General features: G+C 70.4%; 12 protein-coding genes. 8 read left to right on the forward strand and 4 right to left on the reverse strand.

Annotation, left to right across the window (positions count from 1 at the left end):
• Positions 1 to 44: 44 nt before the first annotated feature.
• Positions 45 to 260 carry a hypothetical protein gene (locus SACGLDRAFT_RS17020; protein WP_232283988.1) on the reverse strand — a complete coding sequence of 72 codons (216 nt, stop codon included), beginning with the start codon at positions 258 to 260 and terminating at the stop codon, positions 45 to 47.
• A gap of 96 nt (positions 261 to 356) precedes the next feature.
• Here SACGLDRAFT_RS17020 and SACGLDRAFT_RS17025 point away from each other — a divergent pair, with 96 nt between their 5' ends.
• Positions 357 to 1,901 (forward strand): DNA-3-methyladenine glycosylase 2 family protein, encoded by a 1,545-nt coding sequence (locus SACGLDRAFT_RS17025; protein WP_005466134.1) that lies wholly within the window; start codon positions 357 to 359, stop codon positions 1,899 to 1,901.
• On the forward strand, positions 1,898 to 2,410 hold the full coding sequence (locus tag SACGLDRAFT_RS17030) for a methylated-DNA--[protein]-cysteine S-methyltransferase (RefSeq protein WP_005466135.1): 513 nt from the start codon (positions 1,898 to 1,900) through the stop codon (positions 2,408 to 2,410). Before SACGLDRAFT_RS17025 ends, SACGLDRAFT_RS17030 begins: the two co-directional genes overlap by 4 nt.
• On the opposite strand, the gene SACGLDRAFT_RS17035 is transcribed toward SACGLDRAFT_RS17030, so the two are convergent.
• On the reverse strand, positions 2,387 to 5,353 hold the full coding sequence (locus SACGLDRAFT_RS17035) for an AAA family ATPase (RefSeq protein ID WP_005466136.1): 2,967 nt from the start codon (positions 5,351 to 5,353) through the stop codon (positions 2,387 to 2,389). The genes SACGLDRAFT_RS17030 and SACGLDRAFT_RS17035 overlap by 24 nt on opposite strands.
• Entirely contained in the window at positions 5,350 to 6,513 is a 1,164-nt protein-coding gene (locus SACGLDRAFT_RS17040; RefSeq protein WP_005466138.1) for an exonuclease SbcCD subunit D, read from the reverse strand. Before SACGLDRAFT_RS17040 ends, SACGLDRAFT_RS17035 begins: the two co-directional genes overlap by 4 nt.
• Positions 6,514 to 6,717: 204 nt before the next feature.
• Between SACGLDRAFT_RS17040 and rmuC the strand changes: the two genes are divergently transcribed.
• Both rmuC and SACGLDRAFT_RS17050 read left to right on the forward strand, forming a co-directional pair.
• Complete coding sequence (gene rmuC / locus SACGLDRAFT_RS17045) at positions 6,718 to 7,635, forward strand: DNA recombination protein RmuC (protein ID WP_005466139.1); 918 nt, start codon at positions 6,718 to 6,720, stop codon at positions 7,633 to 7,635.
• A 181-nt stretch (positions 7,636 to 7,816) separates the two neighbouring features.
• Positions 7,817 to 8,896 carry a DUF6542 domain-containing protein gene (locus SACGLDRAFT_RS17050; protein ID WP_005466140.1) on the forward strand — a complete coding sequence of 360 codons (1,080 nt, stop codon included), beginning with the start codon at positions 7,817 to 7,819 and terminating at the stop codon, positions 8,894 to 8,896.
• Between the two features lie 21 nt (positions 8,897 to 8,917).
• On the opposite strand, the gene SACGLDRAFT_RS17055 is transcribed toward SACGLDRAFT_RS17050, so the two are convergent.
• Complete coding sequence (locus tag SACGLDRAFT_RS17055; protein ID WP_232283989.1) at positions 8,918 to 9,898, reverse strand: 4-hydroxy-3-methylbut-2-enyl diphosphate reductase; 981 nt, start codon at positions 9,896 to 9,898, stop codon at positions 8,918 to 8,920.
• Between the two features lie 116 nt (positions 9,899 to 10,014).
• On the opposite strand from SACGLDRAFT_RS17055, the gene SACGLDRAFT_RS17060 reads away from it, so the two are divergent.
• The 4 genes from SACGLDRAFT_RS17060 (at position 10,015) to glpX (ending at position 13,393) form a co-directional block, all read left to right on the forward strand.
• On the forward strand, positions 10,015 to 10,614 hold the full coding sequence (locus SACGLDRAFT_RS17060; protein WP_005466142.1) for a lipid droplet-associated protein: 600 nt from the start codon (positions 10,015 to 10,017) through the stop codon (positions 10,612 to 10,614).
• Positions 10,607 to 11,866: an exodeoxyribonuclease VII large subunit gene (xseA, locus tag SACGLDRAFT_RS17065; RefSeq protein ID WP_005466143.1), complete on the forward strand. Its 1,260-nt coding sequence runs from the start codon at positions 10,607 to 10,609 to the stop codon at positions 11,864 to 11,866. Before SACGLDRAFT_RS17060 ends, xseA begins: the two co-directional genes overlap by 8 nt.
• 82 nt (positions 11,867 to 11,948) lie before the next feature.
• The gene (locus tag SACGLDRAFT_RS17070; protein WP_005466144.1) at positions 11,949 to 12,239 is read left to right on the forward strand and encodes an exodeoxyribonuclease VII small subunit; all 291 of its coding nucleotides are present in this window, start codon (positions 11,949 to 11,951) and stop codon (positions 12,237 to 12,239) included.
• 95 nt (positions 12,240 to 12,334) lie between these two features.
• Positions 12,335 to 13,393, forward strand: coding sequence for a class II fructose-bisphosphatase (gene glpX / locus SACGLDRAFT_RS17075; RefSeq protein WP_005466145.1), 1,059 nt, complete (start codon positions 12,335 to 12,337; stop codon positions 13,391 to 13,393).
• The last annotated feature ends 7 nt before the right edge of the window (positions 13,394 to 13,400 follow it).

The following is a 13,400-nucleotide window of genomic DNA, read 5'->3' on the forward strand; positions in this document are numbered from 1 at the left end:
TGCCAGTGTACGGGTTCGGAGACGGACGCGACTCAGCCGTCGCCTCAGTCGTCGTCACCCTCGACGCCCTGGCCGTCCTCGTCGTCACCGACGTCGTTGCCGGGACCCTGGTCCTCCTGTTGCTGCTCCTGCTGATAACCACCTCCGTCCCGCGTGTCGTCACACGCCGCGGTGACGAACCCGGAGGCGGCCATGGCGGCGGCCAGCGCCGTACCGGCCAGTATCTTGCGGAGCGAACGTCGGCGCGTGCTTTCCGTCATGCCCCGACCGTAGGCGCCCGGCACCGCCTTCGCACTCCGTCCACCATGTCCGATTTCCGCCAGTGACGGCTTCGGCGCGGTGGCACGATCGGCGACATGGCACGCGTGACGACGGAGGTCCGAGGAGCGTACGCGGCGCTCTGGCGGGACACGGAACGCTGCTACCGCGCCGTCCGCTCCCGTGACGCGCGGTTCGACGGCCAGTTCGTGGTGGCCGTGCGCACCACCCGTATCTACTGCCGACCGTCGTGCCCCGCCATGACCCCCAAGCCGCAGAACGTCGAGTTCTTCCCCACCTCCGCCGCCGCGCAGTCACGCGGCTACCGAGCGTGCCGACGCTGCCTGCCCGACGCCGTGCCCGGTTCCCCGGAGTGGGACGTGCGGGCCGACCTCGCCGCCCGCGCCATGCGCCTCATCGCCGAGGGCACGGTGGAGCGGGAAGGCGTGTCGGGGCTGGCGCGCAGGCTCGGTTACTCGGAACGGCAGCTGGGCCGGGTGTTGAACTCCGAACTGGGCGCCGGTCCACTCGCCCTCGCCCGTGCTCACCGGGCCCACTCGGCGAGAGTGCTCATCGAGATGTCGGACCTCCCGATCACCGACGTCGCGTTCGCGTCCGGTTTCTCCAGCGTGCGACAGTTCAACGACACCATTCGCGAGGTGTTCGCCGCGACCCCGTCGCAGCTTCGCGCCGCGGCGGCCCGCCGGGGTCGCAGCGGGCACCCCGCGGGCCCCGCGGCTCCGTCCACCGGTGTCCGGCTGTGTCTGCGGCTGCCGTTCCGAGCGCCTTTCGACGCCGCGGGGGTGCTCGACTTCCTCTCTACCCGCGCCGTCCCCGGTGTGGAAGCCGGGAACGACGACTACCGCCGCACCCTGCGATTGCCTCACGGGCCCGCTGTCGTCCGGATGACGCCCCGAACGACGCACGTCGAGTGCGTGGTGCTGCTCACCGACGTACGTGACCTGTCGGCCGCGGTGTCCCGCGTGCGCAGGCTGTGGGATCTCGACGCCGACCCCCTGGCCGTGTCCGACTGCCTGTCGGACGACCCGACGATCGCCTCTTGGGTGAAGGCGGTACCGGGCATCCGGGTTCCGGGAGCCGTGGACGGCCCGGAACTCGTCCTCCGTGCCATTCTCGGGCAACAGGTGTCCGTGGCCTCGGCACGCGCGGCGGCCGGTCGACTCGTCTCCGAGCTCGGTGACCCCGTGGCGATCGCCTCGGACGGCGACCCGACCCGGCTGTTCCCCTCACCGGCGACGGTGGCCGAGCATGCCGAGGACGTACTCACCGGCCCCCGACACCGCATCACCGCCATCCATGACGTCGCCGCCGCCCTGGCCTCCGGCACCCTCGACGTCCACGTCGGTCGCGACCCCGAGGAACTACGGCGGGACCTGCTCTCGCTGCCCGGCATCGGTCCGTGGACGGCGGACTACGTGCTGATGCGACTGCTGCACCGCACCGACCTGCTGCTTCACACCGACCGTGCGCTGCGGCGAGGAGCGCGGGCACTCGGCATCGGGCCCGCTCGCCTGACCGACCATGCCCGGCGGTGGAGGCCGTGGCGGTCGTACGCGGGCATGTACTTGTGGCGCGCGAGCGGCACCCCACCTTCCGGAACCCCTCGAAAGGACACCCCATGAACGCCTACTGGTCCACAGTGGATACCCCGGTCGGGGCTTTCACCGCAGTGGTTGACGCGGAAGGCGTCGTACTGGCTTCCGGATGGACCGCCGACGTGACGGACTTGGCCAGCCTCGTCGCTTCCGAACTCCGCCCCGACACCCTGGTTCGACAAACCGACCTGGGCGCGGTCACGAAAGCCGTGAGTCGCTACCACGACGGTGAACTCGACGCCGTGGACGGGTTTCCCGTGCGGCAGCGGTCCGGCGCCTTCCTGCGACACGCGTGGGACGTGCTGAGGACCGTGCCGCCGGGGAGCCCGGTGACGTACTCCGAGCTCGCCGCGCTAGCGGGACGTCCGGCAGCCGTCCGCGCGGCGGCGTCGGCATGCGCACGTAACGCTGCTGCGCTGTTCGTGCCCTGCCATCGCGTGGTGCGCACCGGTGGTTCGCTCGGGGGCTTCCGGTGGGGCCTGGACGTGAAGCAGTGGCTGCTCGACCACGAGTCATCCTTCGGACACGAGCACTGACCCCGTGCGGGACTTCCGTACTCGCAACCTGTTCGGGATGCGCTGCCGAAGTTCCTCCACATGCGACACGATTCCGACGACCCGGCCACCGGAGCGCAGCTCGTCGAGTACGCCCATCACCACGTCGAGCGTCTCGCCGTCGAGAGTGCCGAAGCCCTCGTCGACGAAGAGCGTGTCGAGCAGCGCCCCACCGGTCTCCGCGGCGACCACGTCGGCCAGGCCGAGCGCGAGCGCCAGTGATGCGATGAACGACTCGCCGCCGGACAGCGTCTTGGACGACCGGACCATGCCGGAGTAGTCATCGAGCACGTCAAGCCCGAGCCCATGCCCTCCTCGGGTACGAAGCTTGTCCTCCTGATCGGAGTGCACGAACGAGTACCGTCCCTGGCTCATCGACCGCAGTCGGGCCGTGGCCGCCACCGCGACCTCCTCCAGCCGCGCCGCGAGCACGTACGAGCGCAGTGACATACGGCGCGCGTTCTGTCCATGGCCACTCAGCACGTCGGTGAGCGCGTTGAGTTCGGCGAACTCCTGCTCGGCCGGAGCGAGTTCGGCCAGTGCGGCGTCGAACTTCCCCGCCAATTCCTCGATGTCGCGAGCCACCTGCTCACGGGAACGCACCGTCGCGACCGCGGCCTCCGCGCGTTCCCGCGCCGCCCGTTCCGCCTCCTCGGCGGAGCCGGTGTCGACGTCGTCGTCGGGGGAGATCCCCGCGAGCTCGGGATCGGCGAGCACCCCGGCCGCTGCCGCCTTCTCGTCGGCCGCTTTCCTGAGGAGTTCCTCCAGCTCGGCGATGCGCTCCGCGGACCGCGCCGCCTCCAGGGCTTCCTCCACGGTGTCGAACCCGGCCCGTTTCGCGGCGTCCGCCACCGAACGACGTCTCTCGTCCCGCTGCTGCAGAGCGGCGATGACCGCCGTACGGGCGTCGGCGAGCCGGTCCAGCGCCCGCCCCAGCGCCAGCAGGTGGTCCCGCCTGGCCGCGACGTCGGGAAACTCCCCTCGCGCGACGGCGAGGGCTTCCGCGCGCTCCTCGATGCCCTGGGCCACGACGGCGCGTTCGGCCTCGTGCTCGGTCAACGACCGCTCGTGGGAAGCCCGCTCGGCGAGCAGTCGCTGCTCCTCCTCCTTGGCCGACCGAACGGCGGCGGCCAAGGCGTCCGACCGCCCCGCGTGCTCGGTCAACCGTTGTCGTTCGGCTCGTACGTCCGCCAGTTCCTCGGCCAGGTCGGCGGCGCTGCGCCCGGCCAGCCGCTGGGCCGCGGTGTCCCGCCGGTGTTCCGCCTCGTACCTGGCGGCTCGTGCCTCCTCCCGCCGTCGGGCCGCCTCCACCTCACGTTCGGCGGCAACGCGTTCGGTCTCCTCACTCACCGCGTCGGCGGTCGCCACCGCGGGCTCGGGGTGCTCCCCGGAGCCGCACACCGGGCACGGTTTTCCCTCCACCAGGCCGCTCGCGAGTTCGGCCGCCATGCCCGCCAACCGTCGTTCTCGAACGTCGAGCAAAACGCCTCTGGCCTCGTTGTGGGCCGCCTCGGCGGCGAGCTCCGCCTCACGCGCACTTGCCGCGGCACGCTCCAACTCGGGCAGGGACTCGGCATCGGCGAGCAGTGCCGCCAGTTCCTCCTCCCTGGCCCTGATCCCGTCGAGCCGCGCCTCGGCCTCGACGGCCAGCTCGCGTTGCCGGGTCAACTCGCTCAGCCGCTCGGGTAGTCCGTCCAGCTTGGACTGAAGCACCGTGATGCGCTCCGCGTAGTAGGCGATCGACTCGTCGAGGTCCGTCAGTCGGCGCTGCTCGGTGTGCTGTCGCTGTGCCTGCTCCACCAGCCCCGCGAGCCCGCCCGCCTCCTCACGCAGGCTTCCGGCACGTCGGCGGAGCTCCTCGACGTCGAGGCCGACGTCGTCGAAGCCGAGCTCACGACACGCCGCCGCGGCCGTCGCCTCCTCCTCGACCGCGCGACCGTGATGGTCCTCCGCCGCGCGTCCGTCGGCCGCCAGCTCGGCGACCGTGGTGGCCCGCCTGGCGGCCTCCACCTCGGCGGTCCACCGCGACCGCTCCCGTGCGCCGCGCTCCCATTCGGCCAGGCGTTCCCTAGCGGCCCGAACCCGACGCACCCGCTCGGCCGCGTCCTTGCTCTCCCCAAGGTGTTGCCGCGCCCACTCCCAGGCCTCGCGCGCCGCCTTCTCCTCGGCACGGGCCTCGGCGACCTCGACCGCGGCCCGCGTCCTCAACGTGGCCGCCCACTCGCGGTCCGGTTCCTCCGGTGCGTCGACCCCTGCCACCTGCGCCAACCGCGCCACCAACTCGCGCACCCCGGCCCGCTTGGCCTCCACTTCCGCCTTACGTTCTTTTCGCGCGTTGGCGAACCAGGCTTCCACGGCGGTGAACCGCTCGGTGCCGAACAGCCGTTCCAGGAGTTCGGCGCGCTCCTTCGTGTCGGCGCGAAGGAACCGGGCGAACTCCCCCTGCGGCAGCAGCACGACCTGGAAGAACTGCTGGGCGTTCATTCCCAGCAGCCGCTGCACCACCCGCGCGACCTCGTCGTTGCGCGTGACGGCCTCCGCCGTACCGCCGTCGGGAGGTGGGGTGAGCCATGTCAGGGACACCTTGGCCGGCTGCTTGGTGTAGCCCGTACCGCGCCGCTTCGGCCGCTCGTACTCGGGGCTGCGGACAATACGCAACCGGTGCCCTTGGACAGTGAGCTCCAGCACGACCTCGGTGGGCTGGTCGGGGTCCGCGATGTCGCACCGAAGTCGTTTGGCCTCGGCCCGAGCGCCGGGCACGGTACCGAACAAGGCGAACGCCACCGCGTCGAGCAACGTGGTCTTTCCCGCGCCCGTGTCACCGTGCAGCAGGAACAGACCATCGGCTCCGAGCGCGTCGAAATCGACGACCTGACGCGTGGCGTACGGCCCGAACGCGCACACCTCCAACCGGTGCAGCCTCATCGCACGACCTCCCGATGATCGGCGTTCGCCCTGCCGGCGGCCTCCAACGCCGCCACCAGCAACTCACGCTCGCGCTCGCTCGGTTCCGAGCCTCGACAATCGGCCAGGAAGTTCTCGACGATCTCGATGTCCGTCCGCCCTCGAACCGCGAGGGAGTACCGCAGCGCCCCCGAGGCTCCGCCTTCGGGCTCCCAGTCGAGATGGACGGCGTACGGGAAGCGGCCGCGCAGTCTCCTCATGGCATCGACCGGCCGTACCGGGTCGGTGAGGGTGACGGAGAGGTAGTACTCGCGCACCTCCTCGTGAGCCGGGTCCTCCAACAGCTCGTCCAGCCGCCCCCGCAACGTCGCCAGGCGCCGGGGCACTGGCAACTCGACGCGGTCGACGGCGGCCAACCCGTGTTCGTCGAGGTCCACGATCCACACCGACTTGGGGGCGGTCTCGGAGAACGAGTACGCAAGCGGGCTCCCCGAGTAACGGAGGTGCTCGGCCAACCGCTGGGGCCCGTGGAGATGCCCCAGGGCCACGTAGTCCACGCCGTCGAACACCGACCCCGGCACCTGCTCGACCCCGCCGACCGCGATCGTGCGTTCGGATTCGCTACTCACACCACCGGTGACGAAGGCATGCGCCAGGACCACCGACCGGGTTTCGGGACTCCGTTCGGACAGGTCCTTCCGCACTCGCCGCATGGCCTCGCCGAGCACCGCGGTGTGCCCACGCGCGTCCTTCAGCCCGAGCGCGAGCCGCGCCGGATCGGGTTCGAGGTACGGGATCCCGTACAGCGCCACCGGACCGTACTCGTCCCGGAGCAGCACGGGACGGTCGATGGCCTCGATCGTGGTACGCAGGTGCAGACCACCGGCCTCGGCGAAGTCCGCGAAGGCACCGAGCCGCGCCGCCGAGTCGTGGTTGCCGGAAGTGATCACCAATTCGGCTCCCGCCCGCCGGAGCCTGCGCAGAGCCACCGTCGCCACCCGGACGGCCTCGGCGGAGGGCACCGCGCGGTCGTAGACGTCCCCCGCGACGAGGACGACGTCCACGGACAACCGTTCGACGAGCTCGGCGAGGTGGGCGAGCACCGCGTCCTGATCGGCGAGCAGATCGGCACCGTGAAACGTTCGGCCCACGTGCCAGTCGGAGGTATGGAGCAGTCGCACGCCGACAAGCTAAGCCCCGAATCCGTCGCCCTCGCACCCCTATCCCCCACAGATCACTCGAACGTGTGTTCGAATTCCGAGAAGACTGTTCTCATCCTCGGTTTCCGCCATGATGGAGGAACGGCACGGGATGCCGAGTGGTCGAGCGGCGGCCGCGTCAAACGTCATCGCGTCATGCGCCGACTGGGGAAGGACGGACACACGGTGGGCTCGACGATTCTGACCACAGCCGCCATCGTGGCCGCGCTGTTGCTGGCCGCTGCCCTGGCCCTGCTGTGGAGGCTCTACCAGGACAGCATGCGCAGAGTCGACAGGGCGGCCCGCCAGGTGGAGGCCGAACGCGCCAAAGTGGACGCGCAACGGGCGGCCCTGCGCCGGTACGAAGTCGCGTTTGCCTCCATCAGCGGACGCGGCGAGTTGGGTGAACGGGTACTAGTCGAGACCGCCAAGGCGCTCGGTCTACGGGAAGGGCTGCACTTCACGCTGCAGACGGACGTCGCGGGCGGGGGTGCCGCCAAACCGGACCTCCTGCTCACCGTCGGCGGTGGACGCACCGTTCCCGTCGACGCCAAGGCCAGTCTCGCCTGCTGGGCCGAGGCCGTGGAGACCGACGACCCCGAGGAGCGTCTCGACGCCCTGCGAGTCCACGTGCGCAACCTGCGCTCGCGCGCCGCCGAGTTGTCCTCGAAGAACTACCAACGCTGGGCCGACGCCATCTACGGGACCGTGATGTTCGTGCCCTCCGACGCCGCCGTGGTGGCGGCTTTGGACACCGATCCGGACCTACTGCGGTGGCTGTTGGACCGTCGCGTCTTCCTCTGTGGCCCCACCGGCTTCGCCGTCGTGGCCTCCGCGGCGCTGTTCGCCGCGACGGAGCGCACGCTCATCGACGACGTCGAGAAGGTGCGGTCGCAGGCGGCCGCCGCACACAGGGCCGCGGGCAACGCCGTGGAAGCGCTGAACCTGTCGAGCACGCATCTGCAGCGCTTCCTCTCCGCTCGCCGGCGCGAGATCGAAGCCCTCGACAGCTTCCGGGCGCAGGTAGCCCCCCTCACCGAGGCCGCGGCGAGCCCGTCCCCAGTACCCGAGATTCGCCGAAATGATGAGATGTCGGCGACATGAGCCCCCCGGCCAATTTATCGTTATCGATCATGGCGCACGCGTTATCAGTCACGAAGCACCCGCGGAACGAGTGGGCGATTCGTCGCTCTTGCCCCGAGACGTCACACTCGATGCCCTTTCGCGCGGCTTTCCTACCGGCGGGTCACAGGTTTTCACCGCGCACGGGATACGGTGTTGCCCCGTGACCGCCATTCGTGACCGTCGGGGTGACGCGGAAAGCGCCGAGAAGGACACGGCCGCGCTTTCGTGGAACGAACGCTCTGTCATTAACTCCCGCCGGGGTGTGCCCTGGTGGGGCGCCGTACTACTGGCGTTCGGGCTGGCACTGATCGGAGCCTTCGTCGATCAACTCGCCACCGACGGCCTCTCCCTGATCTTCCACGTGTGCTATGTCGTCGGTGCCCTGGGTGCGGTCCTCGCAGTCCAGCGAAAGAGCCTCTTCGGTCCGATGGTGCAGCCGCCGCTGGCGATGGCGCTGGCCGTTCCGCTCATCGTGCTCACCGCGTCGGGGTTGCCCGAGGGCAGCGACATGCTGTCCAAGGCGCTGGCGATCGGGACTCCCCTCATCAACAGCTTCCCGGTCATGGCGGGCACCACGGCCGCGACGGTGCTGGTGGGCATCCTGCGGCTGGTGAAGCAGCGCGATCCGGAGGCCCGGACCAAGTCCGGCCGCGACAAGACCGACTCCGAGAAAGCGGAGTCGGGCAAGGCCGAGCCGGGGAAGAACCGCGCCGGTAAGGAGGCCGCCGCCGTCGCCGGGGAGGACGTGGACGACAGGACACGCCCGACCATGAGCGCGGCCCGGCCCGACTCGGCGGGTGAAGCTCGTCCACGACGCCGCGTGCCCGGCACTGCGGGGGCCAGGAGCAAGGCGGCTCCGCCTCCCGAACGAAGTGCTCGGCCGCGAGGGGGACCCGCCGCTCCGCCGCCCCGACGCCAGCGTCCGGACGCCGACCAACCGCGCAAACCGCGCGAGGGGAATCCGCCACCGCGTCGGCGCGCGACGCCGCCCCCGGCCGACCAGGTCGACAAGCAGCGCCGTGGAGAAGGCCGCCAGGAGCCTCCGGCCAGGCGTGGCCGCCGTGTCCCGCCTCCACCTCGGGGTGAGGAACCGCCACGGGGCGAGCAACCCCCGCGGGGGCGTCAGCCCGGTGCCGGTCCGCGACGTGGGGCGCCGCGTTCCGAGCCGCCTCGCGGCGGCAGGCCTCGTGGTGACCACCCGCCGCGGCGTGGGCGGCCGTGGGACGACGACCGCACCTGATCGCCCGTCACCGCGTGGCGATCACCTCACGCCGCTACGCGCTTTCTCCTCCCGCAACTCGCGGGGCAACGCGAAGGAGATCTTCTCGTTGGCGGTGGTGACTTCCTGGACGTCCTTCCAGCCGCGCTCGGCGAGGTGGTCCAGCAACTCCAGCACCAACACGTCCGGAACGGACGCGCCGCTGGTGACGCCGATCGTCTCGACGTCCTGCAACCACTCCTCGTCGACCTCACGCGCGTAGTCGATCAGGTGCGCGTCCTTGGCACCCGCCTGGAGCGCCACCTCCACGAGCCGCTTCGAGTTGGAGGAGTTCCGCGAGCCCACCACCAGCACGAGATCGCACTCGGCGGCCATGGCCTTGACCGCGCTCTGACGGTTGGAGGTCGCGTAGCAGATGTCGTCGCTCGGCGGGTCGGCCAGCTCGGGGAACCGCTCCTTGAGCTGGCGGACGCGTTCCATGGTCTCGTCGACGCTCAACGTCGTCTGCGACAGCCACACGACCTTGGACGGGTCGCGAACGGTCACCTTGTCCACGTCCTCGGGGGTGTCCACGAGCTGGACGCGATCGGGAGCCTCGCCGGCCGTGCCCTCGACCTCCTCGTGACCTTCGTGACCGATGAGGAGGATGTCGTAGTCGTCGCGAGCGAACCGGTTGACTTCCTTGTGGACCTTCGTCACCAGCGGGCAGGTCGCGTCGATAGTGCGGAGATTACGTGCCGCCGCCTCGGCGTGCACCGCGGGCGACACTCCGTGCGCGGAGAACACCACGAGCGCGCCCTCGGGCACCTCGGAGGTCTCGTCGACGAAGATGACACCGCGCTTGCGCAGCGTCTCGACGACGTGCTTGTTGTGCACGATCTCCTTGCGGACGTAGATGGGAGCACCGTACTTCTCGAGGGCCTTCTCCACCGTGACGACCGCCCTGTCCACGCCGGCACAGTAGCCGCGAGGCTTGGCCAGCAGGACACGCTTGCCGTTCGGGGCGGGGCTCGCTGCACTCATGAAACCCAGGGTACGGGAGGCCACTTCGCGCCTGCTCGGGACGATCACGTGGGACAGCCGACACGCTCGACCGCATCGGGTTGGGCACGGCGCGCCCGGTACGGCAGGCTAGAGGCATGAAACATGTCCCGTTCCCGCTCCGGGTAGCCGCCGGCCTGGCCGTCACGACGGCCGAGCGGGTGCGTGGGTTGCCCAAGCAGCTCGTGGAGCTGCCCGTCACCGTGGCCAGTCAGGCGCTGCAACTGTCCATGCGCGTGCAGCAGCACGTCACCGAACTGGCGATCAAGGGCGACGACGCTCTGTCAGCACTTCGTCGCCCCGAGGAGACGCCGGAATGGGCGACGTTCGACGAGGACCTCGAAGACGAGGACCTCGACGACATCGGTGACGTCGGGCGCAGGACCCCCACCGGAACGACCACCGCACCGGACACCAACGGTGATGATCCATGGGCGGAGGAGGAGCGTGCCCTCGCGTCCCACCACGCCGAGGGCGAGTTCGACAGTCCCGACGGCGCCGCGCCGGGAGGTCTGGAGAACTACGACGACCTGACCCTGCCGCAGGTTCGGGCACGACTGCGTTCCCTATCGCTGCCCCAGCTCGAAGAGCTTCTCGACTACGAGCGCACGCACGAGAACCGCCCGTCGTTCGTCGGAATGCTCACCCGGCGGATCGCCAACGTCCACAAGACCGAGGGTTCGAAGGACGGTGAGTAGCGGCGCCGAGCGGACCCGCGGGGGTTCCGCCCCCTCCACGTCCGAGAATCCCTGGCCGGTTCGCACGGTCGCCCGCAAGATCGCCGACTGGATCCACCGACTCGGTTCGGTGTGGGTGGAGGGCCAGGTCACCCAGATCTCGGCGCGGCCGGGCACGCAGACGGCGTTCGTGACGCTGCGGGACCCGGCTGCCGACGTCTCCATGACGGTGACCTGCTCGGCGAAGCTGTTGCGGGAGTGCGAGCCGCCGTTGCGCGACGGCGCGAGCGTGATCGTGCATGCCAGGCCGACGTTCTACCTGGGGCGGGGAACCCTCAGCCTGCGGGCCGACGAGATCCGCCCGGTGGGTATCGGCGAGTTGCTCGCCCGCATCGAACGCCTGCGCAAACTCCTGGCCGCCGAGGGCCTGTTCGCCCCCGAGCGCAAACGTCCGTTGCCCTTCCTTCCGAAGGGCATCGGACTGATCACGGGAAGGGCGTCGGCGGCCGAACGCGACGTTCTCGTCAACGCGCACGCCCGTTGGCCCGCCGCCAGGTTCCGGGTGATCAACACCGCGGTCCAGGGCGCGCAAGCGGTGCCGCAGATCGTCCGGGCGCTGTCGGCCCTCGACGCCGATCCGGACATCGACGTCATCGTCATCGCCCGCGGCGGGGGCAGCGTCGAGGATCTGCTGCCGTTCTCCGACGAGACCCTGTGCCGGGCGGTGGCCGCCGCCGGGACGCCCGTGGTGAGCGCGATCGGGCACGAACCGGACTCGCCGCTGCTCGACCTCGTCGCCGACCGCCGCTGCTCGACCCCGACGGACGCCGGCAAGACCGTGGTCCCGGACGTGGCCGAGGAGACGGCCCGAGTGCATCAGCTCCGTGACCGGGCGCGGCGGGCTCTCCACGGCTGGGTGGACACGCAGGCCCGCCTGCTGGAGCAGATCCGCAGCAGACCGTCGCTTTCCGACCCGTTCGGCCCGATCGAGCGTCGCGCCGACGAGATCGAGGCTCAGGTGGAGCGGGGCCGGCGGGCGATTCTCACCACGCTCACCCACGAACAGTCCGCGCTCGCGTCGGCGAGGGCCCGCCTGGCGGCCCTCGGTCCCTCGGCGACGCTGGAACGGGGGTACGCGGTGGTGCAGTACACCGACGCCGAAGGCAATCTCAGGGTGTTGCGGTCGGTCTCCGAGGTAAGCGACGGCACTCCGCTGCGGGTGAGGGTCACCGACGGCGCCGTTCGAGCCGTCGTGGACGCGCCCGAGGCGTGAGTGAGGAACGGGCCGGACGACGGGGAGCCCGGTAGTGTGCGGCTCGACCCGCCCGCAACCGCCAACGACGGGAACGAGCACAGTGAACGAACCGAACGATGACGAACTCGACGGCCTCGGCTACGAGGAAGCCCGCGACCAGTTGATCGAGGTCGTGAAGGGACTCGAAGCGGGTGGTCTGTCCCTGGAGGAGTCGCTCGCGCTGTGGGAGCGGGGCGAACGACTCGCCCGGCTGTGCGAACGGCACCTCGAAGGCGCTCGCGAGCGTATCGAGGCGGCGCTAGCTACCGTGGAAGACGCAGAGGACGCGGCCGAGGAGCAGGACCTACCGGACGCGGACGCCGAGATCGCGGGCGACGGCAACGGCTCGTGACGTCGCGTGATCTCCGCGACACAGGCGTGGGCGTAACGCCCGTTGGTCTCTTAGCTAAGGCTAAAGAGCGTCGGACGACATCATCGGGAGGCACCATGACCGCCGCCAGCCAGCCAGCACGTAACCCGCGTCGCGGTGAGGCACCGGACCGCAACCTCGCGATGGAACTTGTCCGCGTCACCGAGGCCGCCGCGATGGCCGCGGGCCGGTGGGTCGGCAAGGGCGACAAGAACGGCGGTGACGGCGCCGCGGTCGACGCCATGCGCCAGCTCATCGGCACCGTGTCGATGCGGGGTGTCGTCGTGATCGGCGAGGGCGAGAAGGACGAGGCGCCCATGCTCTACAACGGCGAGGAGGTCGGCAACGGTGACGGCCCCGAGTGTGATGTGGCCGTCGACCCCATCGACGGGACGACCCTCATGTCGAAGGGCATGCCCAACGCCCTCGCCGTGCTCGCGGTGGCCGAGCGGGGAGCGATGTTCGACCCGTCGGCCGTGTTCTACATGGAAAAGCTCGCCGTGGGCCCCGAGGCCGCGGGCACCGTGGACCTCTCGGCGCCGATCGCGGAGAACATCCGCCGGGTCGCCAAGGCCAAGCACAGCAGCGTGTCCGACGTGACGGTGTGCATCCTGGACCGTCCCCGCCACCAGCACATCGTCGAAGAGGTGCGCAAGACGGGCGCGCGGATCCGGTTCATCAGCGACGGCGACGTGGCGGGCGCGATCGCCGCCGCGCGTCCCACCACGGGTGTCGACATGCTGCTGGGTATCGGCGGCACGCCGGAGGGGATCATCGCCGCGTGTGCCATGAAGTGTCTCGGCGGTGAGTTGCAGGGGCGGCTGTGGCCGAAGGACGACGAGGAGCGGCAGAAGGCGCTGGACGCGGGCCACGACCTGGACCGGGTGCTGACCACGGACGACCTCGTGCGGGGCGACAACGTCTTCTTCTGCGCCACGGGTGTGACCGACGGCGACCTGCTGCGGGGCGTGCACTACCGCGCGGGTGGGGCGACGACTCAGTCCATCGTGATGCGGTCCAAGTCGGGGACCGTCCGGATGATCGACGGATACCACCGGCTCACCAAGCTGAGGGCGTACTCGTCGGTGGACTTCGACGGCACGGGGGAGGACGACGTCGTTCCCCCACTGCCCTGAGCCGCAC

Origin of the sequence: Saccharomonospora glauca K62 (assembly GCF_000243395.2) — a bacterium.
In the GTDB taxonomy this organism is placed as follows: Bacteria; Actinomycetota; Actinomycetes; order Mycobacteriales; family Pseudonocardiaceae; genus Saccharomonospora; species Saccharomonospora glauca.

Coding starts and splice junctions, on each gene's coding strand:
- SACGLDRAFT_RS17025 (WP_005466134.1), top strand. CDS start 357: ATGGCACGCGTGACGACGGAGGTCCGAGGAGCGTACGCGGCGCTCTGG.
- SACGLDRAFT_RS17020 (WP_232283988.1), bottom strand. CDS start 260: ATGACGGAAAGCACGCGCCGACGTTCGCTCCGCAAGATACTGGCCGGT.
- glpX (WP_005466145.1), top strand. CDS start 12,335: ATGACCGCCGCCAGCCAGCCAGCACGTAACCCGCGTCGCGGTGAGGCA.
- SACGLDRAFT_RS17060 (WP_005466142.1), top strand. CDS start 10,015: ATGAAACATGTCCCGTTCCCGCTCCGGGTAGCCGCCGGCCTGGCCGTC.
- SACGLDRAFT_RS17035 (WP_005466136.1), bottom strand. CDS start 5,353: ATGAGGCTGCACCGGTTGGAGGTGTGCGCGTTCGGGCCGTACGCCACG.
- SACGLDRAFT_RS17055 (WP_232283989.1), bottom strand. CDS start 9,898: ATGAGTGCAGCGAGCCCCGCCCCGAACGGCAAGCGTGTCCTGCTGGCC.
- SACGLDRAFT_RS17030 (WP_005466135.1), top strand. CDS start 1,898: ATGAACGCCTACTGGTCCACAGTGGATACCCCGGTCGGGGCTTTCACC.